The organism is Exiguobacterium sp. KRL4 (assembly GCF_001870785.1).
Lineage (GTDB): Bacteria > Bacillota > Bacilli > Exiguobacteriales > Exiguobacteriaceae > Exiguobacterium_A.
In genome coordinates this window covers 1-21,240 of sequence record NZ_MOLV01000024.1, presented here as the reverse complement: position 1 = coordinate 21,240, position 21,240 = coordinate 1, and the positions used below count along the sequence as shown (strand labels likewise).

21 protein-coding genes, 2 tRNA genes and 1 pseudogene are annotated in these 21,240 nt (G+C 45.0%); 12 read left to right on the top strand and 12 right to left on the bottom strand.

Annotation, left to right across the window (positions count from 1 at the left end):
• Positions 1-17: 17 nt before the first annotated feature.
• From BLD48_RS12725 to yhfH, 4 genes are all read right to left on the bottom strand, one after another.
• A complete protein-coding gene (locus BLD48_RS12725; protein ID WP_071500541.1) occupies positions 18-923 on the bottom strand; it encodes an EamA family transporter in 906 nt (301 codons plus the stop codon).
• A gap of 93 nt (positions 924-1,016) precedes the next feature.
• Entirely contained in the window at positions 1,017-1,667 is a 651-nt protein-coding gene (locus BLD48_RS12720) for a YkyA family protein (protein ID WP_236630026.1), read from the bottom strand.
• A gap of 14 nt (positions 1,668-1,681) precedes the next feature.
• Positions 1,682-2,530 (bottom strand): polysaccharide deacetylase family protein, encoded by an 849-nt coding sequence (locus BLD48_RS12715; protein WP_071500540.1) that lies wholly within the window; start codon positions 2,528-2,530, stop codon positions 1,682-1,684.
• A gap of 198 nt (positions 2,531-2,728) precedes the next feature.
• Positions 2,729-2,875: a protein YhfH gene (yhfH, locus tag BLD48_RS16100; protein ID WP_251135546.1), complete on the bottom strand. Its 147-nt coding sequence runs from the start codon at positions 2,873-2,875 to the stop codon at positions 2,729-2,731.
• Positions 2,876-3,067: 192 nt separating this feature from the next.
• Between yhfH and BLD48_RS12710 the strand changes: the two genes are divergently transcribed.
• The 8 genes from BLD48_RS12710 to BLD48_RS12685 all read left to right on the top strand — a co-directional run bounded on the left by BLD48_RS12710 (position 3,068) and on the right by BLD48_RS12685 (position 7,386).
• Positions 3,068-3,694 (top strand): nitroreductase family protein, encoded by a 627-nt coding sequence (locus tag BLD48_RS12710; protein WP_071500539.1) that lies wholly within the window; start codon positions 3,068-3,070, stop codon positions 3,692-3,694.
• A gap of 169 nt (positions 3,695-3,863) precedes the next feature.
• A tRNA-Val gene (locus BLD48_RS12705) sits at positions 3,864-3,936 on the top strand.
• A gap of 365 nt (positions 3,937-4,301) precedes the next feature.
• Positions 4,302-4,742 (top strand): helix-turn-helix domain-containing protein, encoded by a 441-nt coding sequence (locus tag BLD48_RS12700; RefSeq protein WP_071500538.1) that lies wholly within the window; start codon positions 4,302-4,304, stop codon positions 4,740-4,742.
• Positions 4,743-4,837: 95 nt separating this feature from the next.
• Positions 4,838-6,199, top strand: a complete 1,362-nt coding sequence (locus tag BLD48_RS12695; protein ID WP_071500537.1) for a sensor histidine kinase — start codon at positions 4,838-4,840, stop codon at positions 6,197-6,199.
• Positions 6,200-6,203: 4 nt separating this feature from the next.
• Entirely contained in the window at positions 6,204-6,329 is a 126-nt protein-coding gene (locus tag BLD48_RS16615) for a hypothetical protein (RefSeq protein WP_255366258.1), read from the top strand.
• A gap of 45 nt (positions 6,330-6,374) precedes the next feature.
• Positions 6,375-6,644: a response regulator transcription factor gene (locus BLD48_RS16535; protein WP_236630025.1), complete on the top strand. Its 270-nt coding sequence runs from the start codon at positions 6,375-6,377 to the stop codon at positions 6,642-6,644.
• Positions 6,638-6,829 (top strand): winged helix-turn-helix domain-containing protein, encoded by a 192-nt coding sequence (locus BLD48_RS16530; protein ID WP_369825796.1) that lies wholly within the window; start codon positions 6,638-6,640, stop codon positions 6,827-6,829. Before BLD48_RS16535 ends, BLD48_RS16530 begins: the two co-directional genes overlap by 7 nt.
• Positions 6,826-7,386 (top strand): histidine phosphatase family protein, encoded by a 561-nt coding sequence (locus tag BLD48_RS12685; protein WP_071500536.1) that lies wholly within the window; start codon positions 6,826-6,828, stop codon positions 7,384-7,386. Before BLD48_RS16530 ends, BLD48_RS12685 begins: the two co-directional genes overlap by 4 nt.
• A 47-nt stretch (positions 7,387-7,433) precedes the next feature.
• On the opposite strand, the gene BLD48_RS12680 is transcribed toward BLD48_RS12685, so the two are convergent.
• Together BLD48_RS12680 and BLD48_RS12675 are read right to left on the bottom strand one after the other, a co-directional pair.
• Positions 7,434-8,921: a phytoene desaturase family protein gene (locus BLD48_RS12680; protein ID WP_071500535.1), complete on the bottom strand. Its 1,488-nt coding sequence runs from the start codon at positions 8,919-8,921 to the stop codon at positions 7,434-7,436.
• A 22-nt stretch (positions 8,922-8,943) separates the two neighbouring features.
• Entirely contained in the window at positions 8,944-9,519 is a 576-nt protein-coding gene (locus BLD48_RS12675; protein ID WP_304456957.1) for a methyltransferase family protein, read from the bottom strand.
• A gap of 200 nt (positions 9,520-9,719) precedes the next feature.
• On the opposite strand from BLD48_RS12675, the gene BLD48_RS12670 reads away from it, so the two are divergent.
• Together BLD48_RS12670 and BLD48_RS12665 are read left to right on the top strand one after the other, a co-directional pair.
• Entirely contained in the window at positions 9,720-10,532 is an 813-nt protein-coding gene (locus tag BLD48_RS12670) for a D-alanyl-D-alanine carboxypeptidase family protein (RefSeq protein ID WP_071500533.1), read from the top strand.
• 92 nt (positions 10,533-10,624) lie between these two features.
• Positions 10,625-11,101, top strand: a complete 477-nt coding sequence (locus BLD48_RS12665; RefSeq protein ID WP_071500532.1) for a hypothetical protein — start codon at positions 10,625-10,627, stop codon at positions 11,099-11,101.
• Positions 11,102-11,147: 46 nt separating this feature from the next.
• On the opposite strand, the gene BLD48_RS12660 is transcribed toward BLD48_RS12665, so the two are convergent.
• Positions 11,148-14,255: an efflux RND transporter permease subunit gene (locus BLD48_RS12660; RefSeq protein ID WP_071500531.1), complete on the bottom strand. Its 3,108-nt coding sequence runs from the start codon at positions 14,253-14,255 to the stop codon at positions 11,148-11,150.
• 174 nt (positions 14,256-14,429) lie between these two features.
• Between BLD48_RS12660 and BLD48_RS12655 the strand changes: the two genes are divergently transcribed.
• Positions 14,430-14,502: transfer RNA gene (locus BLD48_RS12655), tRNA-Val, on the top strand.
• 95 nt (positions 14,503-14,597) lie between these two features.
• On the opposite strand, the gene BLD48_RS12650 is transcribed toward BLD48_RS12655, so the two are convergent.
• Entirely contained in the window at positions 14,598-15,620 is a 1,023-nt protein-coding gene (locus tag BLD48_RS12650) for a PTS sugar transporter subunit IIC (protein ID WP_071500530.1), read from the bottom strand.
• A gap of 337 nt (positions 15,621-15,957) precedes the next feature.
• Between BLD48_RS12650 and BLD48_RS12645 the strand changes: the two genes are divergently transcribed.
• A complete protein-coding gene (locus BLD48_RS12645) occupies positions 15,958-16,692 on the top strand; it encodes a metallophosphoesterase family protein (protein WP_071500529.1) in 735 nt (244 codons plus the stop codon).
• 60 nt (positions 16,693-16,752) lie between these two features.
• Here the strand turns inward: BLD48_RS12645 and BLD48_RS12640 are convergent, their stop codons facing one another.
• The 4 genes and pseudogenes from BLD48_RS12640 to BLD48_RS12625 form a co-directional block, all read right to left on the bottom strand.
• Positions 16,753-17,031, bottom strand: coding sequence for a hypothetical protein (locus BLD48_RS12640; protein ID WP_026830879.1), 279 nt, complete (start codon positions 17,029-17,031; stop codon positions 16,753-16,755).
• 72 nt (positions 17,032-17,103) lie between these two features.
• Entirely contained in the window at positions 17,104-17,664 is a 561-nt protein-coding gene (locus BLD48_RS12635; protein WP_071500528.1) for a TetR/AcrR family transcriptional regulator, read from the bottom strand.
• Positions 17,651-20,092 carry a YhgE/Pip domain-containing protein gene (locus tag BLD48_RS12630; RefSeq protein WP_071500527.1) on the bottom strand — a complete coding sequence of 814 codons (2,442 nt, stop codon included), beginning with the start codon at positions 20,090-20,092 and terminating at the stop codon, positions 17,651-17,653. The genes BLD48_RS12635 and BLD48_RS12630 overlap by 14 nt, the downstream gene beginning before the upstream one ends.
• Positions 20,093-20,468: 376 nt before the next feature.
• Positions 20,469-21,110, bottom strand: a pseudogene (locus BLD48_RS12625) (RNA-guided endonuclease TnpB family protein); the annotation flags it as partial.
• Positions 21,111-21,240: the final 130 nt, after the last annotated feature.

Below are 21,240 nucleotides of genomic sequence, written 5' to 3'. Positions count from 1 at the left end.
CGGCCTTTCCTGATTTTTCAGGAAAGGTCGTTTTGACGTTGAACAGAAACAGTAGGTTGTTTAAGACTACTGACATAAATCGGGTAGAAGATCCCGATTAAGATGATGATGATCCCGATCCACTGGGAAGCGGATAAGTGTTCACCCAAGATGAGAACCGAACAGATGACAGCTGTCGGGAGTTCTGCAGCTCCTAACAACGAGACACTAGCAGGACTGAGATGTGGTGCTCCTGCAGCAAACAGAAGCGGTGGTAAAATCAAGGCAAACAGTCCAAGCGGAAGCGCGTACCAAATCAACCCTTGTTCAAAATTCGAGACAGTCAGGAAGGTTGTTGGGGGATACATGATCATCACGAACAGGAGCCCGCCCGTCATCATATAAAAACTTTTTTTGATGACCGGGACATGGTTGGCGACTCGACCACTCGCTAATAAGAAAATCGAGAAACTGATGGCCGCACCCAGTCCAAACAGAGTGCCGCGAAGATCAAGTGGACTTGAGTAAGCAGCACTGGCTAAGACTGCTCCACCAATCAACAATAGGGCCGATAAAAAGTGTGGACGTGATGGAAGACGTCTTGTCAAAAGCGAATCAATCACGACACCAATCCATGTGAACTGGAACAGCAGAATGATCGCAACAGAAGCTGAAACCGTTTGGAGACTTTGGTAATACAAGTAGCCGGTCGTCCCGCTTGAAATCCCGATCGTGATTAAGGTAAGCGCCGTTGTCGGGGCTAAGCGTAAATTTTTTGTCAGTAACGCTAAGATAAAAATCATCAACCAACCGAAAAAGAATTGGCTGCCAGAAACGGCAGCCGAGTCGAAACCGGCACCATATGCTAGTTTGACGATGGTGGATAAGACACCATAGCTGATGGCACCGATTAAGACGAAAAGTGTTGCTTTAGAACGATTCATACAGGTTCCTCCATGTTTTAGAACGCACAAAAAAGGTTGCAACGGGGCCTTGTCCAGGTTTTTTGGACAGGGTTTGGTTGCAACCTGTGTGAGTTATTTAATGTTGAGTCCAGCCTTTTCATAAAAGGCAGGCTTTAATTCGTTGTACCGGACCGTCAGTTGATTAAACGTCATTAAAGCATCTGTCGCTTGACGAGAAGTTCGGTTTAAATCTGCTGTTGCTTCGTCAATCTTAACGAAATTCGGTTTTTCGGTCAAGTAGGAAAGCACTTTCTTTTCAGAGACCATTGTGGCCGTATACCGTGTCAAAAAAGTGTTGAAGGCTTTTTTACGCTGTTCAAAAATGTCCAGTAACGCCGTACCATCTTTTTTTGCATCAGCCGGTAAGGTCGCTATTTCATCCGTCAATTCCTGTCGATCGAACTCTTCGAACGCACGGATCCGGATTTTTTGTTCTTGTTTTAATAGATCAACCCGCTTTTGGTTTAAAGCCGTCAGTTCATCACGTTCATTTTGAGCACGTTTGATGTCGTCGGCTCCAGCCTCTAGCACCGCCTGATACGTGTTGACAGAAACTTCATCTTGCCGTGTTCGTTGCTCCGCGATGGTTTCCGCTTTTTGTTCGAGTTGCGCCTGCTTCTCTAACTGGTCGTAAATCGAGGAAGCCGGATCAGTCGAACACGCACTGAGTAGAAGGATGCTGAGACAGGTCATACAACTCGAGAAAACCGTCTGTTTTTTCATATGATCATGGCTCCTTACAGATTCGGGAATTTCGCAAAATTATAGGGAATATGAAAATCCTCATCATAAATCGAAAATTGATAGCCTTTTTTCTTTAATCCTGAAACGATGGCAGGTAATGCCCGTAACGTTTGGGGTTGTTCGTGTAACAGAATGATTTCTACGGGATCTTCTGCCCGTGTGATTACCGTCTTCGCAACCTCCTTCGCACTGTCCTTGTAGTACCAGTCCATCGAATCGATCGACCAATCCCAGACTCGAAGATTTGATTGTTCGATTTCTTTTGCGATCGACTTGGTGATGCCAGGAGACGACCCATAAGGCGGACGTGTCAAAACAGGTGCGTGATCCGTCAGTTGTTTGATTTTTTTCTGAACACGCAGCATTTCGGGAACATATTGCTTCTTTTCATATAACGTATCGTAGTCGTGCGTTTCACTGTGTAATCCGATGTAGTGACCGTCATTTGACATCGTACGCACCACATCCGCTTGCTGATTGATGTTAGGGCCCACCAAAAAGAACGTTGCTTTGGCGTTTTGTTCCTTTAATGACTGTAAAATATCTGACGTCAATGCTGTCGGACCATCTTCAAATGTCAGATAAGCGACTTTTTTAGTAATGCCGTTCCATTTTTCGACACGTGCTTTGTCGAGATTTGCAACCGGGACTTCACTTAGTGACTGTACGGACTTTACGGCAGTTTGCTGTTGGTTCGAACTGAGGTATTGATAAATGACATAACCGCCGATCGGAAGCAACAGAAGGGCTAGAAAAATAAAAAGCTTAGCGATATACTTTCGTTTTGGTTTTCGGTGTCTTGGACCAAGTCCAATCGGGTTACCTGAGTTGTATGAGTCCATTGATGTCTGAGCTCCTTTACGGAAAATCGTATGCCTTAACTGTAACATTTTGTCTATTTCATTTGTAACAAAAACATTACAAAAAGATGACGGAGTGGTCTGTTTTTTAAAAAAATACATTTAATATAGAAGAAAATCATTTTTTTTAGACAAAAAAAGAAGTCAATCCGCTAACGGAGACTTCTTTTGGGAGGTAACTCAGTGTTCTGTAACAGCACACTCGTCGCATTCTGTTTTATACGATTCGCATTGTTCATCCATTTCTTTTCCGCAATGTGAACAGGTTTTGACTGGAAGTTGACGGTAAAATTCAGGCGACGTTTCTTGGTAAAGGGGTTGTTCCATCATATTTTCCTCCTCTTGTCAGTAAATGTGTCTGGAAATAACACTTAATTTATTTTATTGTACTAGTACAGGCGAATTTAGTCAACCGTTGTTTTATAACAGATAAATTTTAAATAAGTCTTGTCGTATGACAGCCCAGACAGAGGATGATACGATAACAAAGTAAACAGATAAACTTAGAGGGGGATCATCATGAATCAGACATTACCTGAAACATTAGCACTTTTAACAGAACGTCGTTCGGTTCGTCATTACGACGAGACCTTTAAACTATCCGAACAGGACGTACAGGAACTTATCGAATTAACGACAGCTGCACCAAGTGCCTGGAACTTACAGCATTGGCACTTCCTGGCCTTCCACTCGGAAGAAGCAAAAAAACAATTGGCTCCGATTGCCTACAATCAACCGGCGATCGCGTCCTCTTCAGTCGTCATTGCCGTGCTTGGGGATTTACAAGCGAACCGGAACTACAATCCGGTCTATGGTACTGCTGTCGAAGCGGGTGGGATGACAGAAGAATTATTTGATTCGATTAAAAGTCAAGTAGAGGGAGCATACCAAAGCGAAGCCTACGCACGAGATGCGGCGATGTCAAACGCCAGTCTGGCTGCGATGCAACTGATGTTGGTCGCAGAAGCAAAAGGGTTGTCGACCCTTGCGATGGGCGGGTTCAATCATCAAACCTTTACAGAAACGTTCATTACAGATGAACGGTATGTACCTGTCATGTTGATTGCAGTCGGAAAGGCAGTGGAAGATGCGAAAAAACGTCCGGCCCTGCGACTACCTGTCAATCATGTAACGACTATTTTGTAAAAACAGCCGATGGGACTGATTCATCAAAAAGAATGCTGGTTTATTTTCATAAACCGTTCCAGTCCCATCCTGTTTCTTTTTTCATGTTTTTTAGAAAAGTACTTGTCAGATCGTTAGTTTCTTGCTATATTAATACATGTCCTAGCAAGTACATAACGTACTGCATCATGATTCTGTAGCTCAGCTGGGAGAGCGCTACCTTGACAGGGTAGAGGTCGCTGGTTCGAGCCCAGTCAGAATCATACCAAAAGCCCGTTCATCCTATGATGAGCGGGCTTTTTTAGTTATCTGCCTGCAGCTCGTCCTCTGTGACCCATTTATGAAATAGCCGAGAACACCCGTGACTTCAGCCGTGAGATGAATCGGCTTCGAACAAGGGATGGCTTTAGCCGTCCCGATTGTTCGACATCTCCACCCCCTTGCGGATCAACTCATAAACTGCTCCAGCAAAGGATGAAATCTATTTTTCTTTCTGTTCTGATACGACTCAATCGCTTTCACTAGATCTTTCGGGAATCTAATCCGTTTGGGTATACGCTCCATCTTGACATCTCTTTTTGTTTTTTTGTATAGACTACATGCATATCGAAAGGAGGTGGAAATCAAGGTGAAAAAACATAAATCTTACAAATTTCGCATCTACCCAAATAAAGAGCAGGAAATCCTGATCGCCAAGACAATCGGGTGTTCACGATTCATCTTCAACCACTTCTTGGTGAAGTGGGATGAAAGCTACAAGACGACAGGCAAAGGCTTGTCTTATGGCTCTTGTTCCAAAGAAATTCCGATGCTAAAAGACACGTTTGACTGGCTAAAAGAAGTAGACAGCACTTCCGTGCAAACTAGCGTAAAACATCTTGCCTCCAGTCAACTGTGCTCCAGTTGCGGACATCAACACAAAGACGTGAAACATCTTGGCTTGCGTGAATGGACATGCCCGAGTTGCGGCATCCATCACGACCGTGATGTGAACGCAGGACTGAATCTCAAACAAGAAGCAGAACGCATCTTAGCTTCTTCAACCGTCGGGACGACGGGGTTAGCCTGATCAATTTTTGACCGTTAGGCCGGATAACTCAGGAATCTCGGTACTTTAGTGCCGAGTAGTTCAAACTTATTTCTGGGAAGACAAGGAGTGGTGACATGAAACACATTTCTCATTACATCGGCTTACTCGTGTTAACGGCGATACTTCTTATCGGAAGTGTTCTGTTTAGTACGTTATATTTGAATCTCGTGAATCAACGCACGGATGAAGTGATATTGGGCTTGCTGAACCGTGGAAATACGCATCGTGACGTTTTGGAAGAATCATTTAACCAAGAAACAATCGAACACGTCAGCCTGATGGAATCCGCTTCTGAATTTTCCGTCGTCATTACCGACGAAAAAGGGAACATCTTGAACGCTTCGAATCGTTTAACAGAAGAAATGAAAAAAGAATTGACGCATACTGAATTTAAGGATCAACGAAAAGACATGGTCCTCCAAACACCAACGGAACAAGGGGATTTTTTGATGACGGATAGTCCGATTGAAATCTCGGGTGTTCATCAAGGACATGTGTTTATGTTTGCACCAGAAACTTTGATTCAACAAGTCGTCAAACCATTAAGACAACAGTTTATTCAAGTTGGTATCATCGCAGTCTTCTTATCACTGGTCACCGTAGCGATATGTACACGACTGATTTCAAGACCACTCATCAAAATGGAACGAGCGACTGCAAAATTGAGAGACGGAGATCTCGAAGTGGATTTGCCAATCAACCGTTCCGATGAACTCGGTGCATTGGCAAGATCCATCACACAGTTAGCAAAGGATCTGGATTATGTAAACCGAGAACGAACAGAATTTTTGGCCCATATTTCACATGAATTGCGAACACCACTGACGTACGTAAAAGGATATGCTGATATATTAAGTCGTCCGAATTTATTGGAATCCGAAAAGACCATGTACCTGTCAATCATCAAAGAAGAAAGTGAGCATCTGAGCCAATTGATTGAACAGTTGATGTTACTGGCTCGGTCAGATGAAAATGAATTTGTAGTAAAACGGTTACCGCTTGCTCTTGATCAGGTCATCTTATCGATTGCTGAAAAAACAAGACCTGCCATCGAAGAAAAAGGACTTCAGTTTGTTGTTTCCGGTCATCCTGTGTCGGTGACAGGAGACGAAATCCGACTTGGTCAAGTCATTTTGAATCTGCTGGACAATGCACGGAAGTATACAGAAGCTGGTGAAATTGAAGTGCGGTACGGAACAAACGATATCGGACCGTATTTTGCAATTAGGGATACAGGAATCGGGATTGCTGAAGAAGCATTACCGCATGTGAAAAAACGGTTGTATCGGAGCGAGCCATCACGTTCAAGAAGTCACGGAGGATCTGGTCTCGGATTAACAATTGCGACAGCGATCGTTCAAGCGCACGATGCGCTACTCGATATAAAAAGTGAACCGAATGCCGGAACGATTGTGACGGTCCAATGGAAGGGGTGAAGAGATGGCACGTATATTAATCGTCGACGATGAACAGCGGATGTTGCAGTTGATGAAGTTGTATCTGACACCTCGCGGGCACACGTGTTACTTGGTCGATTCTGCGGAAAAAGCACTTGAACTTGTCTGAACAGTACCAATCGACTTGGCATTACTCGATGTCATGATGCCTGAAATGGACGGATGGACATTGTGTCGAAAAATACGACAGTCAGCTGATTTTCCGATCATCATGGTGACGGCTCGAAATCAAAAGGAAGATATTTTACGGGGACATGAAGTAGGGGCGGATGACTATGTCGCAAAACCGATTCATGAAGGAGAATCACTGGCGCGGATCGAATTATTGATTGATCGAGTCAAAAATGAAAGTGAAACATTTCAAGGACTGTACTACGTTCCTACTTCGTATCAGTGTACCTTTGATCAGCAAAAAAAATGCTGACGAAAATGGAATTTCAGCTTTTAGGGAAACTGTTAGCTTCGAAAAACAGAATCTTATCAAGAGAACAACTCGTCATGTCGTTTTGGGGAGAGGATCAATTGATTGAACCGCGGACAATCGATTCCCACATTCGGATACCGATTGCTCGAGCGGACGACAGAGGTTTGAGAAGGAGTCCCGTATGACAATAATTTATCTAGTCCGCCACGCCCATTCGACGTATTCGGCAGAGGAAGAAACACGCCCGTTATCTGAACGGGGAATGGTTGATGCGAAACAGCTGCTTTCGCTATTTTGGGAAATCAAAATGGACTACATCTATGCGAGCCCTTACCAGCGGGCAATTGAGACCGTTCAACCATTAGCGGAACAACGTGAGTTGACGATTCATGAAGCAGCTGATTTCCGAGAACGCGTCTTGGCGCCAGGAGAACTTGAAGATTTTCAACATGCCGTCCAGTTCGTCTGGGAACACCCAACCGAAAACCCATACGGCGGTGAAACCAATGAAGAGGCGAAACAACGTATCGTTCAAGGGATTCGGCAGATCTTGACGAGACACGAAAATGAAACGGTCGTGATCGGCACACACGGGAACATCATGGTATTGTTGATGCAGTTTTTTGACCCGGTATACGATTATGACTTTTGGAAAACGTTAGAGATGCCGGCGGTTTATCGTATGGTGTTTAAAAACGGCGAATGTCATCAGATTGAAGAAATCATCCAGCGTTCCTACTGAAAACAGGAGACCAACCCTTGTGTGAAGGGCCGGTCTCCTGTTTTTGATTATGCTTTTACTGGATTTTCATGTTTTTGGATTAAGTCAGCTGTCAGCTGTCCGGACAATGTGACCATCGGGACACCACCGCCTGGGTGCGTTGAACCGCCGACAAAGTAAAGCCCCTCGTAAAGATCACTTTTCGATGGAATCTTGAAGCCACCGTTCTTTTTGCGGTCGGCCGCTACGCCATAAATCGATCCGCCGTTTGGACCATAAAGTGATTTCAAATCTTCTGGTGTGAAACGATACTCAAATTCGATCGATTCGCGTAAATCGGTTAACCCCATTCTCTCCAATTTATCCAGGACGACTTCACGATACGCGTCCCAGTCGGTTTGCCCATCTTGTTTCGTCAGTGGCGGCACGTGAGTCAGGACAAATAGATTATCCTTTCCTTCAGGTGCTTGAGAAGAATCCGATTTGGATGAGACACCGACATAAATCGTTGGATCCTCCGGTGGAACACCTTCTTTGAACATCTGGGCAAATTCACGCTCGGGATCATCAGAGAAGAAGAAGTTATGATGTTTCAAGTCTTTGTATTCCCGATTGACCCCAAGTAACAAAACAAGTCCCGAGACAGATGGAACAAACGACTGATTTAGTTTTTTAGCATGTTTGGGTCCTTTTTTGTCTGCGACAAGGTTTTGGTACGTCGGAATGACTTCAAGGTTCGAGACGACGACGTCTGCGGGATAAAAGACACCCTCTGTCGTTTCTACACCAATCGCACGTTTACCTTCCGTGACGACTCGTGCAACAGGTGTATTGACATGTACCGTCACACGAAGTTCATCAAGAACCGTCTTCATGGCACGGGCGATATTGTACATACCACCTTTTACGTAATAAATACCGAGGCCCATCTGAACATAAATCATTTGGTTGAAGACGGCAGGGGCTTCATATGGATTAGATCCGACATACATGACCATATAATTGAACAGCTGTTCGAGGTATTTATTATTCAGGTGTTTTTTAGTTCCGCTCGCTACCGTATTGAGTGGATCCATCTTAAGTAATTCAGACATCGTATGATATTTTTTTAAGTCTTTTAAGTCTTCGAGACTGTACTTATAGAAGCTATCTAAACAAAGATCGTACATTTTTTTCGAATAACTGAACAGTTCGACGAAATCTGCTTGATCGGAGACTTTCTTGAATTCTTCCAACATACCTGGAAGATCACCTTTGACGTCGAGCTGTGTCCCGTCTTCGAAAAATGTCCGCCATTGTGGTTCAATGCGTTCGATTTCTAAATAGTCATCGAGACGGCGGTGAACACTTGTGAAGAGTTGTTCGAGTACCCAAGGCATCGTCAGGATGGAAGGACCCGTATCAAATGTAAATCCATGACCACTGCGTTGGTTCAATTTGCCGCCGACATTTCCGTTTTGTTCAAGCATCGTGACCTCATAACCATCTCCTGCGAGACGAATTGCTGCTGACATACCTGCTAACCCTGCTCCAATGACAACTGCTTGTTTCTTCAAAAAAATCACATCTCCTTATGTCTTAGTAGATAAACGGAATCAATCGTTTTCTAGCGCTGGCCCACTCCGTATAAACCGAACCAAATCCTTTTGTTAAAAGTTGTTCCTCGATTCGAATTCGATGAAGTAAGGCGAAAAACATGATGATTCCGGCGAATACCGTTAAAATTAGATTTCCGAAATACAGAGGGAAACCCAGTGTGATGAACAACAGACCTGTGTAGAGTGGATGGCGCAGGACACGATAGGGACCGCTACTGACAAGTTGATCTCCAGGATTGACGGCGACATGACGTGTGAACTGATGTTTTAGATGATAGATGCCCCAGTAACGTAAGAGGACACCACTGCTTAATAAGAAAAGACCTAGTAGCTTTTGGAAGAGAAGTGCTTTTGAACTGCTAAAAAGAACGGATAACAGAATGGTGACGATCAAAGTAGCTAAAATGAGATAAAAACTTCGTCGTTCTTCAAGTGGAGATGGTTCCTTCTCACGGTTTCGAAACAAAAATAATTCGAGTAACCAAAGAAGAGACACGGCGATGAAGGCATCATCCAAAATGGTCATGTAGATTCGCCCCTGACTGAATACAATCATTATTTAAAGAAAACGCATACACACGATATTTACCCGAACAAAACAAGATTCAATCATTTAAAACAGATTCATTTGATGAAAATAGGGAATTAAATCATTTTTGTTACACGATGGACAAAAAATGGTTGTGTCTTAAAATGAATGCTATTCTAAAATCAAAGATTAATTACCCTGTTTTGGAAAAAGGAGTTACGAGACGTATGAAAAACATCAAAAAACCGTTACTTGTTCTATTGGCAACCGTCACGTTGACCGTCAATTTTTCAGTAGCGGCAGAAGCTTCGACCTACCGTCAAGCAAAAACACCACTTAACCTTCGAACCGGTGCATCGACAGAAAAAGCGATTACCACTGTAATTCCGACAGGCTTCTATATTAGCGAATTAAGCAGACTCGGAACCTGGTCAAAAGTCCGTTATGGAACGAAGACAGGGTACGCGAGTACAAAATTTTTGTTAACTGATCAACAAATCGGAGGAAAGCGGATCGGAAAGACATTGATTGTTAATCCGAATCATCCGCTCCGGTCGTCATATGCACCGGGTGAAAGTACCGTCGCACGGGCTGCGTTTGAAAAAATGAGGCTTGCTGCTAAAAAAGAAAAGGTGACGCTTGTTGCGTTCAGTACCTATCGTTCCTATGCGTACCAAAAAGCACTGTTTGAAAAATATGTCGCCCGAGATGGTTTTGAAAAAGCAAGTACGTACAGCGCGCAACCAGGTGAAAGTGAACATCAGACAGGACTCGGGTTTGATATCGGAGGAGCAGATGCTTCGAAATATGCCAAGTTTAGCTTTTCGAGTACCAAAGAAGCGAAATGGTTGGCAGCCAATGCGCACCGCTATGGATTCCATCTCCGGTACCCGCTCGGCAAAGAAGCTTGGACCGGTTATACGTACGAAAGCTGGCATTTTCGTTACGTCGGCGCGACGCTTGCAGCACAATTAAAAGTAAGCGGCTTGACGATGGAAGAATATTATCAGTTGGCGCCGGGAAAACCGATGCTCCCTTAAGAGGTTTCATTTCCGTCATCAAATGGTAAATAATTGGTGTGTCATTCATCGTGCAGCGGTTGCGGTCTGTCTTCTTGAAAGAGGTGGAAGCTGTGGCTAAAAAAGACGAAAAGCATCATATCATTACCTTTACATTTGATGAAGAAGCGACATCGTACCAAGTGTTCAGCGAACTCAAGAAGTACCATGCGAATGGTCAAGTTGATTTTGAGCAAATCGCCGTCATTAAACGAAGTGAGAACGGGGCCTTTTCGTTTGAAGATGCAATCGACTTAAGTGGTTCCAATAAAGCGTTTAAAGGTTCCTTGATCGGTATGGCCGTCGGGATTCTCGGAGGGCCGTTCGGGATTTTGTTAGGCTCGATGACAGGGATGCTGATTGGCGGCTCAAAGGACTTAAAAGAGAATCAAGCCATCCAGGAAACGTTTAAGCGGACGCTCGGTGTCATTCCACCGGGAAAAACGGGAATCATTGCGATTGGGGAAGAGTTTGAACCTTCTGTTCTCGACGGTCTTGTTGCTAAACATAATGGAACCATCGATCGGACAGATGAATTACTTGAAAAATAAGCAAAAGAATCCTTCTCTCATTTGACATGAGAGAAGGATTCTTTTGTTAGGACTGACGTTCTTTTTTCACTTTTTTGAAGAAAAATAGTTCGTAGACGACAGGAACGATGATTAACGTCAAGAGAGTTGAGGTCGTTAATCCACCAATAACCGTCAAGGCAAGACCTTTTGAAATCAATGTTCCGGATGACGTCGTGAGTGCGAGCGGAACAAGGGCCATGATGGTTGCGAATGCTGTCATCAAGATTGGACGAAGTCGTGTCTTACCGGCTTCGATCAAGGACTCACGAATTGGTAGACCACGCGTGACGTTTTGACCAATCCGGTCGACGAGTACAATCGCATTGGTTGTGACGATTCCGATGAGCATTAAGAACCCGATCATGACACTGACGGATAATGGTTCATTTGCTAAGAACAGTGTGACGAGTGAACCGATTGGAACGAAGATCAAGGACGACAAGATGATGAACGGAATCCGTGCTTTTCCGAACGTGATCAACATCGTCAAGTAGACCAGTCCGATTGCAACAACGATCGCAATTCCGAGTGACTGGAAGATTTCGATCGTATCATCATTTCCGCCACCACTCGTTAGAGAAACGCCTTCAGGCAAGTCGATTTTTTCGACTTCTGCTTTGACGTCACTCGAAATGGCTTGAACGTCATCACCTTTTACTTGTCCGGATACACGGGCGTACACTTTTCCGTCTAATTTTTGAACCGACGTAAACGTATCGACTTCATTGACCGTCGCGACATCGTTCAAGGCGACAGGACCAGTAGCAGAGAACAATTGGACATTCTCAAGATCTGCTTTAGATGTCAAATCTTCTTTGTAGGATAATTGGACATCTTGATCCTTGTCATCGAGGTTCAGGGTGCCGACTGTGACTGGTTTAGTCTGGTCATTCACTGTACCGAGAATTTGGAAGCCGGATAAACCACGATTACTTGCTTTTTCAGAATCAATTTCGACGAGGAACTGTTTCTGTTTTTCGCTGAAGTTATTTGTGACATATTTTAAATCGTTGTTTTTGTTCATGTTGTCTTCGACGAGTTTCGCTGCTTGTTGCAGAGCTTCGAGATCCGTTGAGAATAAATCAACATCCACATTATTGTTTGATGGCGGACCACCGGTCGAAAGTTCAGCGATACTGATTTTGACATCGACATCGTCTTCTTTCGCGATATCTTCCATCTGTGTTTCAAGAGATTTAATCGTCTTTTCGACATCAGCGCCGTCTTTTAGATTCAAGAAATAACTCGCTTTGTTATCAAGACGTAAGCCTGTCGTGAAATCACGTGCGCCAACTGAGGTTGTCACATCGGCAATCGCAGTTTCCTCATCAAACATTTTTTCCATGTTGAGCGAAACAGCACTTGTTTTCTCAAGCGAAGTCGCAGCAGGAAGTTCGAGCGAAGCCGTCAAGGTTTTAGAGGCTTCGTTGGGAATGAACGTAAAGCCGAGTTGCGGTACGATCGCAAGTGAACCACCAAGCAATAAGAAGGAAACGACCAGGATAATCGCTTTATGCGATAGTGATTTTTCAATCAGTTTTCCATACCAACGTTGTAAGACACCTTCTTTTTCTTCAGCAGGTACCTTTTTGAAGGCGAATTTCGCTAAGATCGGCACGATGGTAATGGCGACGAGAAGCGAAGCAAGTAACGAGAAGATAATCGTCAAGGCGAATGGTAAGAAGAACTTACCTGTAATCCCACCAACAAACCCGATTGGTAAAAAGACGACGACGGTCGTCAGTGTAGAAGACGTGATCGCTTTTAGGATTTCTTTTGTTGATTGTTCGATGATTTCGTTCGTCATACCGGCATCTGACTTGCGGACACGCCGGAAGATGTTTTCAATGACGACGATACTGTCATCGACGACACGACCAACGGCAACTGCCATTCCGCCTAATGTCATGATGTTCAACGAAATATCCTGCCAGTTCAAGAAAATCGCTGCGATTAAAAGGGACAGCGGAATCGAGACGATGGCAATGATCGTCGCCCGAATATTACGTAAGAACAAAAGGACGGCAAGAGATGCAAACAGGGCACCGAGTAATCCTTCTTTTACAAGGGTGGCGACAGATTCCTCGATGTCTTTAGCAGAGTCGATGCCGATCGTATAATCAATCTGATCATCGTACTTATTCAGGATTTTTGTGACACCATCTGCAATTTCGACGGTATTGGCATCTTGTTTTTTCGTGATGGCCATCGATAATGAATCTTTTAAGTTGTAGCGTGTTTTTTCGCTTTGCTCGGAAACCGCTTCGATTTCTGCTATATCGCCGAGACGGATTGGTTCTGCCGGCTGTTCAGCTTCTGCTGGTGGTGCGCCAGGAGCTGTTTCCGGAGCGCCGCCTGTAGGCGGTCCTGATTGAGAACCTGTAGCAGGACTCGATGTGACGGTTGAAGTCAACTGGAGATTTTTTAATTTATCTAAGTTCTCGAGTTTTTCTTCGACCCGAATCGGGATTTTTGAATCGCCTTCTGCGAGCTGACCAGATGGGAACGAAACATACTTGGCATTGATTTGTTCTTTGATGCTTGATAACGATAAACCAGCAGCAGTTGCTTTCTCGTTATCAACGGTGATTTGGACAAGGTCATCCTTGTAGCCACCAACTGAAACACTGTTGATTCCCGGAATTTTGTTGAGTTCCGGTTCGATTTCATCTTTTAAGAGTGAATCAATCTCTTTCCCATCTTTGCTGAAGAAAGAAATGTTATAGATCGGGAATGAACCAAACGAAAAACGATTCAATTTCGTAGTTGCCTCTTCCGGAAGATTTGCATCTTGGATGGCCGCATCAATTTGTTGTTCGACCTTATCCATGTCGGTATCGAATGGGAATTCGATGTTGATGATCCCGATACTTTCATAAGCTGAGCTCGTAATCTTCGTTGAGCCCTCGATTCCTTTTAGGGCAGTTTCAAGTTTAGAGACGACTTGTTTGTCGACATCATCCGGCGAAGCGCCTGGATAAACAGCTTCTACTGAAATTTGGGGAAATTCAATCTCAGGAAATTGATCTACTTTGAGCTGGGTAAACGAATAAACGCCGCCTAAAATTAAAAGAATGGCAATGATGAATACGGCAACTGAGTTCTTCAGACTAAATCTGGTTAAAAAATTCAACGGGTATCCCTCCTTTATTTTATATGTGCTTATTTACATAGTAGAGGACGGAAGAAAAGCCTGCAACTCTGAACTGTCATCAAACAAGAAAAAAATTAAAAAGAAAATCAAAAAAATCCTTTACAGTTTTCAATATGTTGCTATAATAAACATATACCCAGTACACATCATCATGATTCTGTAGCTCAGCTGGGAGAGCGCTACCTTGACAGGGTAGAGGTCGCTGGTTCGAGCCCAGTCAGAATCATACCGAAATCCCGTTCATCTTTTGATGGACGGGATTTTTTTGCATAAAAAAAGCTATTCCTTCATTAAATTGAAAGGAATAGCGGATAGCTCTCATCATTGAATTTCTAGTCGAAGATCACCCATCTTCGTCCAACCAGCCATTGTCGTCATCCGGTAAAAGACGAGAGTCAAGATACCCGGAAGCACTACTCCAGTTGCAAAAAAGACGAGGAACGCATTAAATCCTTGATTGACGAAGATATTGAGTGGGGCAATCATCGAATTCAACCCGAGACCGGCTAATTCGTAGGGAACTTCTAATGAAAGAACAAGTGTCGCAATTGGCGCGGAAATCATTGCCGCCAAGAATGGGGCGACGACGAGACGTGGATTCTTCACGATATTCGGGAACTGGACCTTCGGTGTGACAAAGAAGGAAGCAATTAACCCACCGGGATCAGTTTGGCGATAGGCCATTAATGTAAACCCGACGAACTGGGCTGAACAACCAATCAAGGCAGCGGCACTGGCGACAGGATCGAGTTGAAGGGCAATCGCGAGTGCAGCGGATGAAGCGGGAGACATCAATAAGACGCTAAAGATAAGAGCAATGACAAGGGATGTCGCGATTGGTGAAGTTTCGACAGACGTCGTGACCATAGCACTAAATCGTGTTAACAACGGGGTCGTGACAGCGGCAGCGGCGATTCCTGTCACACCACCCGCAAGGACGGCACTGACTGGAATGACCATCATGTCAAACTTGGTTTTTCCTGTCATCCGTTTACCGATGAACACAGCGACAGCAGCTGCGAGCAACGCACTGATCGGTTGACCCGGCACGAGGACAAGTCCGGCGTCCGTTGGTTGAAGTGCCGCTCCGCCAATCGTTGCGGCAATCATGGCACTGAATAAAACAAGTGTATTCCCGCCAAGTTGATAAGCGATGCCGGCTCCAAGAGCAGGTGCGAGCAGGACCTTGGCAACACCGCCAATCGTCAACAGCATCTCAATATGTAACAAGTTGCCGAACGTTTCAATCAATAATCCTACTCCTAACGTCACCAAGACGGCATTCGCCATCCCGGCAGACACTTTCACCATTCGATCCATCGCATATTCCTTCAACTCACTCATCCTCTCTCTTTTTTGTTTAGCCATTAAAAAAACCTATCCGGTATCGGATAGGCGCCATCATTCCTGCGGGCGCCTCATTCGATGCATCGAAAGGAGGGCCCAAAATCAATCCCGAAAATCAATCGGAAAAGGTTTCAGTCCCTCGTGTATAGAATAATCAGTTGGCCTGCAGTTTGGTGTGAAGACATTAGGTTGTGCCCCTTTCCGTGAATTTTTCTAAGCCTAACACGGCTGAAAACAATAATCAATATTTTCTGACAATTTATTTTTCATGAATTTTCTACACAAAATCAGGGGAAAGAAAAAAGGGCGTTAAACTAACATTGGAGGCGGTTACATGAAATTTGCAGTGATAACAGATATTCACGGCAATGCGACAGCGCTTAAAGCTGTCTTAAAAAAAATTAGCGAAGAGAAAAATGTTTCAGAGATTTTCTGTCTCGGGGATTTAATCGGAATCGGTCCGCAAACCAATGAAGTGATTGAGTTAGTTCGATCGACTCCCCGCATGACGACGATCAGTGGAAATCACGATGAAAATGTACTGGCGTTACTACATGATCAACCCTATCCAGACAGTTACCGTCATGCAAAAGCACATCATCAATGGGTAGCGGATCAACTGACGCCAGAAAACCAACACTTTTTAGAGCAACTTCCCCGAACGATTAAAAAGACATTTTCGGGAGAAGATGTGTTGTTTACGCATTACGCATATCGCGATGAGTCGAAGGCGATTGGAGAGGAACCGTTGGCAGCAACTGTCGACGGGACAGAAGAGACGTTGCCTGGGTTGTTTAAAGGACAACAGGCGAGTCTGATTTGTTTTGGTCATCATCATCCGAAACAACTTGTTCGGACGAAAGGTGTCACTTATTTGAACCCGGGGGCGCTCGGCTGCCAGCCAGAAGCGATTGCTCCGTTTGCGCTAGTTGAACAGACAGAAGGTGGATGGCAAATCGATGTCATGGAAGTCATGTATGACGATCAGCCCTACCTCGAAGCCTTTCATGCTGCCGCTATGCCGGAAAAAGAATTGTTGCGGAAACTTTTTTTAGGCGGAAGAACATAAACATTGAAAAAACGATCAGTGTAAAATTTCACTGATCGTTCGGCTTAAAAAGTATCTGCATTAGAAAAAACGATCCGTTAAGAACAGCACGAAAGGTAATCCGACGATGATGAGCCCGATGATTCGTTTGATACGACTGCGTTTCCACTGAAAGACAAGGGATAGAACCGGTGACAAGACGAATCCGACAAACAGTGAGACTAAGGTGACGATGAAAAAGACAAAGTCGGTCGAAGCACTTGTTCGTGTATAGGATCGCCACATATCAACTAGTGAGATGATGACGTACGTCAATAGGACGAGCAAGAACAACGGGGTAAAGACTACTAATTGAGACAAACCAAACACTCCATTCGAGTAAGATGAACGTTACATGAAAACAGCCTCTCGTCTATCCGAGAGGCTGTTTCATTATAACAATTTTAACATCGCTTGACTGATTGTTTTTAAATCAAGTGGTTGACCAATCAACGGCCATTCGGAAATCAAGGCGACGTAGGTCTTGAACAACAAAAAGGCCGTGACTTCGACGGGGATTTCCGGCGAACGTTGTTCCAGTTCTAAGCGTGTTTCGAGGAGGTTCTTTATATACTCGACGATATGCTGCTCGATCCGCATCCGTAATTCGAACATCTCTTGTAGTTTTAAGGTATGCGTTTCTTGTGTGATTTGTAAGATAAACAAATGTTCATGTTGATGATTGACGATGGCGTCAATCATGGCCTGTTTGTTTTCTTCGACAGAAGCTGTCATGACGTAAGCATTCTCAGCTTCGGCCTTCATGTCCTGTAAGACTCGTGTAACTAACGTCTCAAATAAATCGAGTTTACTTTCGAATAGTTGATAGACGGTCGGCTTACCGACATGAGCACGTTTAGCAATCCGTTCAATAGTTGTTCCTTTATAACCAAGTTCAGAAAAACAAGCCATTGCCGCATCTAAAATCAGATGTTCCTTATCAGACAGTGTCATGGCGTGTTCTCGCTTTCGTCGAAAGTAGAATCCGTTTTGCGCCTAATGCACCGGCGAAGGTGATGGCAAGGGCAGAGAACAGAATCAAACCAAGTACCTGACTGTTTGAAATCAGTGTATCCGTCACGCCAATCCCAAGTGCTTCTCGGAAGCCGGTGACCGAGTAGGTCATCGGTAAGAAGCGGTGAATCGCTTGGAAGAAGCTTGGCGTCATTTCGACCGGGAACGTACCACCACTACCACCGATTTGTAGTAACAACAGTAAGAACGCACTAAATTGTCCGACACGACCGAAAAGCATCGTTAACGTGAATAACAACGTGATGAACGTCATGCCGGTCAAGGCAGCAAAGCCATACAAAGCAGGTGTGCTTGCAACGTCGGCATCGAGTACGTAGACGATGGCGATCGAGGCAGCAATTCCTTGCAGAGCACCGATTGGTAAGACAAGCGATAGCTTTCCGACGAGGAAACGCCATGTCAACGTCTCACCATGTTCCGGACGGATTTGGTAGACGGATGAGAACATCAAGGCACCGGCGAATAACGCGATACTGAGGATGTAAGCCGCTAGACCAGAGCCATAGTTGTTGACGGTCGAATAATCATGTTCTTTTAAAACGACCGGCTCAGCGAGCATGTTATCCCGATCATTTGATGGTTTGACAGTCGCATCTTTCGCGCCTTTACCGAGTTCCGTTTTTAGCGTGTTGGCACCATCGGCAAGTTTCGAGTTTCCGTCTGCCAAGCGTGAAGCCCCATCCGTCAGTTGACCGGCACCGGAAGAAATGGCAACGGCACCGTCTGACAGCTGACCGAGACCAGAAGTCAATTGACCGGATGCTGTACTGGCATCGTTCGCACCAGTTGCCAGTTGCTGTGCACCAGCCGTTAATTGGGTACTTCCGACAGCTGCTTTATGCACGCCGTCTGTATAGGCCGTCAAACCTTGAGTGAGCGTGCCTTGTCCTTGTTCCAGACTTTTGGCACCGGTCAATAGTTGTGTTTGTCCTTGCTCTAATTGTTTTGAACCGGCAAGTAGTTTCGTTTGTCCTTGTTCCAATCGTTTTGAACCATCAAGCAGCTGTGTTAAACCACCATCGAGTTGTGAAACGGCAGAAGCAATATTTTGCCCACCGACCGCCAGCTGATTGATTTTTTCTGTTGCATCATTGGCTTTAGCAAGACTGGCATCAAGGGAAGATTCTTGCTGCGCTAAATTTTGGACATTTTGTTCCATCGTTGCAATGGATTCCAACAAGGCGCCTTTTTCTTCTTCCGTTAATGTCTCGGACGAAGCGATGACTGCCTTGATATTGGCGACATTTGCTTCGAGTGCCTCACGGCGGGTGCTTAATTCTTGTTTTAATGTATCAGCGGCGTCATTGACGGCTACCAGAGAAGCATTGGCTTCTTGAGCCCGGGCGTTCAGTTGATCGAGACCAGCCGTGAACTGCGGCAGGTTATTGTCGAGCTTCGATGCACCGGCCGAAGCTGTTTCGAGACCTTGACGGAGTTCCGTCGTTCCGGCAGATGCACTTTCGAGACCTTGACGGAGTTCCGTTGACCCGGCAGATGCACTCTCGAGACCTTGGCGGAGTTTAGTTGATCCGGCCTGTAAATCGGATGAACCTTTAATTAACTTCCCGCTGTTGCCGTCGAGTTGGTTGAGACCGCTCGATAATTCACTAGATTTCTCTGCCAGTGTCTGCGTTCCACCACTTAACGTATTCAGACCGCTTGAAAGCTGAACGGAACCGTCCGCGGCTTTTGTTAAGTTTGTCGATAAATCATTTGTACCATTGGTTAACTTACCGAGATTTGTTGTAAGTGTCTTAGCACCGTCGGTCGTTTTTTTAGCGCCATCTTCGAGTTTAGCTGAACCTTCAGAGGCATCTTCAAGTCCTTTGGCGATTTTTTTGAGTGATCCAAAAATCGCACTGCTGTATTGTTTTGTTACGGATTTACGGATTTTTTCGTTTAATTGTTTGGCGGCAGCACTGGAAATCTGCGTACCGGAATAGTTTTTAGCTGGATTCAAATAATATTCCAGTTCGATTTTTTTCGGATGATCGTCCAGCAATGTCGTCGCATTGTGCGAAAACTTTTTTGGAATGACGACTGTCATATAGATGTCACCTGAGCGAAGTTGTTTGGCAGCTTCTTTACGTGAAAGATATTGCCAATCAAAATCGTCATTTTTTTTCAGTTTTTTAATAAACTGATCACCGATATCAATTTTTTCGCCTTCAAACTTCGTTGCTTTATCTTCGTTGACAATGGCGACTTTAATATTTTCTGTCTGACCGTACGGATCCCAGAAAGCAGATAAAAAGATCGAATTGTAAAGAAACGGAACGAGGATAAGAGCAAGAATCACGATAATCATCATCGGACTTTTTAATTTTTTCCATTCTGAGCGAAACATAAATCAGATCTCCTTCTTGAAACTAAAAACTAATTTGAGTTTCTGGTTTTGATGAGATTTACTTTACGCTTTTTTATGAAGGAATGCAACTACTTAAGCAAATGAATTGCTAAAAGAAGGAACTGTTTCCTGTTTGTAATCATTGAGAAAAGAAAACATCAAAAAACTCCCTACTTTAAAGTGAGGGAGTGATAACAAGTACTCTAAGACTTCTGTTATTCCGTCGGGATTAACAAAATCTTTCCGGTACTTTGACGACTTTCTAAATAGTCATGAGCGCGTTTGCCGTCTGAGAGTGGAATTGAACTACCTCCACCTACGCTTCACTTAGAGGTGGAGGATTCCTGAGTTATGCGACCTAACGGTCGAAAATTGATCAGGCTAACCCCGTCGTTCCGACGGTTGAAGAAGCTAAAATGCGTTCTGCTTCTTGTTTGAGATTCAGTCCTGCGTTCACATCACGGTCGTGATGGATGCCGCAACTCGGGCATGTCCATTCACGCAATCCAAGATGTTTCACGTCTTTGTGTTGATGTCCGCAACTGGAGCACAGTTGACTGGAAGCAAAGGTCTTGCCGACCTTGACGACAGTCTTCCCGTACCATTCTGCCTTGTACTCCAGCATGCGGAAGAACTCCGACCAGCTGACGTCCGAGATGGCCTTGCTCAACTTGCGATTCTTCTGCATGTTCTTCACCTGCAAGGTCTCGATGCCGATGACGTCGTGGTTTTTGACGATCTCGGTCGATACCTTGTGCAGGAAGTCGGTACGCTTGTTGGCGATCTTCTCGTGGATACGGGCAACCTTCCGCTTCTGCTTCTGATAGTTCCTCGCCTCGGAAAGCGTGACTTTCTTGTTCAGGGCGATGCGTTGACGGCGGGAGAGCTTGCGCTGTTCGCTCGGCCGTTTCTTCTCAAGCGTACGGCAGTAACGGCCCCCCTTGTCGATCCTACCCCCCCACCGCCTCGCACAGTTCTTGACCCCGCCACCCCTACCCACCGCCCCACCCGTCCTCGGCCGCCCGCTCCTCCCCCCCCCGACCACCACCGAACCCCACCCTCCCCCCCACCCCCCCCCCCCCCCCCCCCCCCCCCCCACCCCGCCCCCCCCCCCCCTCCCATCCCCCAACACACCACCCCACCGCCCG

What these genes read in the sequence shown, in the direction of transcription:
- BLD48_RS12725 (WP_071500541.1), bottom strand. Translation starts at nt 923, where the DNA reads ATGAATCGTTCTAAAGCAACACTTTTCGTCTTAATCGGTGCCATCAGC.
- BLD48_RS12720 (WP_236630026.1), bottom strand. Translation starts at nt 1,667, where the DNA reads ATGAAAAAACAGACGGTTTTCTCGAGTTGTATGACCTGTCTCAGCATC.
- BLD48_RS12715 (WP_071500540.1), bottom strand. Translation starts at nt 2,530, where the DNA reads ATGGACTCATACAACTCAGGTAACCCGATTGGACTTGGTCCAAGACAC.
- yhfH (WP_251135546.1), bottom strand. Translation starts at nt 2,875, where the DNA reads ATGGAACAACCCCTTTACCAAGAAACGTCGCCTGAATTTTACCGTCAA.
- BLD48_RS12710 (WP_071500539.1), top strand. Translation starts at nt 3,068, where the DNA reads ATGAATCAGACATTACCTGAAACATTAGCACTTTTAACAGAACGTCGT.
- BLD48_RS12695 (WP_071500537.1), top strand. Translation starts at nt 4,838, where the DNA reads ATGAAACACATTTCTCATTACATCGGCTTACTCGTGTTAACGGCGATA.
- BLD48_RS16615 (WP_255366258.1), top strand. Translation starts at nt 6,204, where the DNA reads ATGGCACGTATATTAATCGTCGACGATGAACAGCGGATGTTGCAGTTG.
- BLD48_RS16535 (WP_236630025.1), top strand. Translation starts at nt 6,375, where the DNA reads ATGGACGGATGGACATTGTGTCGAAAAATACGACAGTCAGCTGATTTT.
- BLD48_RS16530 (WP_369825796.1), top strand. Translation starts at nt 6,638, where the DNA reads ATGCTGACGAAAATGGAATTTCAGCTTTTAGGGAAACTGTTAGCTTCG.
- BLD48_RS12685 (WP_071500536.1), top strand. Translation starts at nt 6,826, where the DNA reads ATGACAATAATTTATCTAGTCCGCCACGCCCATTCGACGTATTCGGCA.
- BLD48_RS12675 (WP_304456957.1), bottom strand. Translation starts at nt 9,519, where the DNA reads ATGATTGTATTCAGTCAGGGGCGAATCTACATGACCATTTTGGATGAT.
- BLD48_RS12670 (WP_071500533.1), top strand. Translation starts at nt 9,720, where the DNA reads ATGAAAAACATCAAAAAACCGTTACTTGTTCTATTGGCAACCGTCACG.
- BLD48_RS12650 (WP_071500530.1), bottom strand. Translation starts at nt 15,620, where the DNA reads ATGAGTGAGTTGAAGGAATATGCGATGGATCGAATGGTGAAAGTGTCT.
- BLD48_RS12645 (WP_071500529.1), top strand. Translation starts at nt 15,958, where the DNA reads ATGAAATTTGCAGTGATAACAGATATTCACGGCAATGCGACAGCGCTT.
- BLD48_RS12635 (WP_071500528.1), bottom strand. Translation starts at nt 17,664, where the DNA reads ATGACACTGTCTGATAAGGAACATCTGATTTTAGATGCGGCAATGGCT.
- BLD48_RS12630 (WP_071500527.1), bottom strand. Translation starts at nt 20,092, where the DNA reads ATGTTTCGCTCAGAATGGAAAAAATTAAAAAGTCCGATGATGATTATC.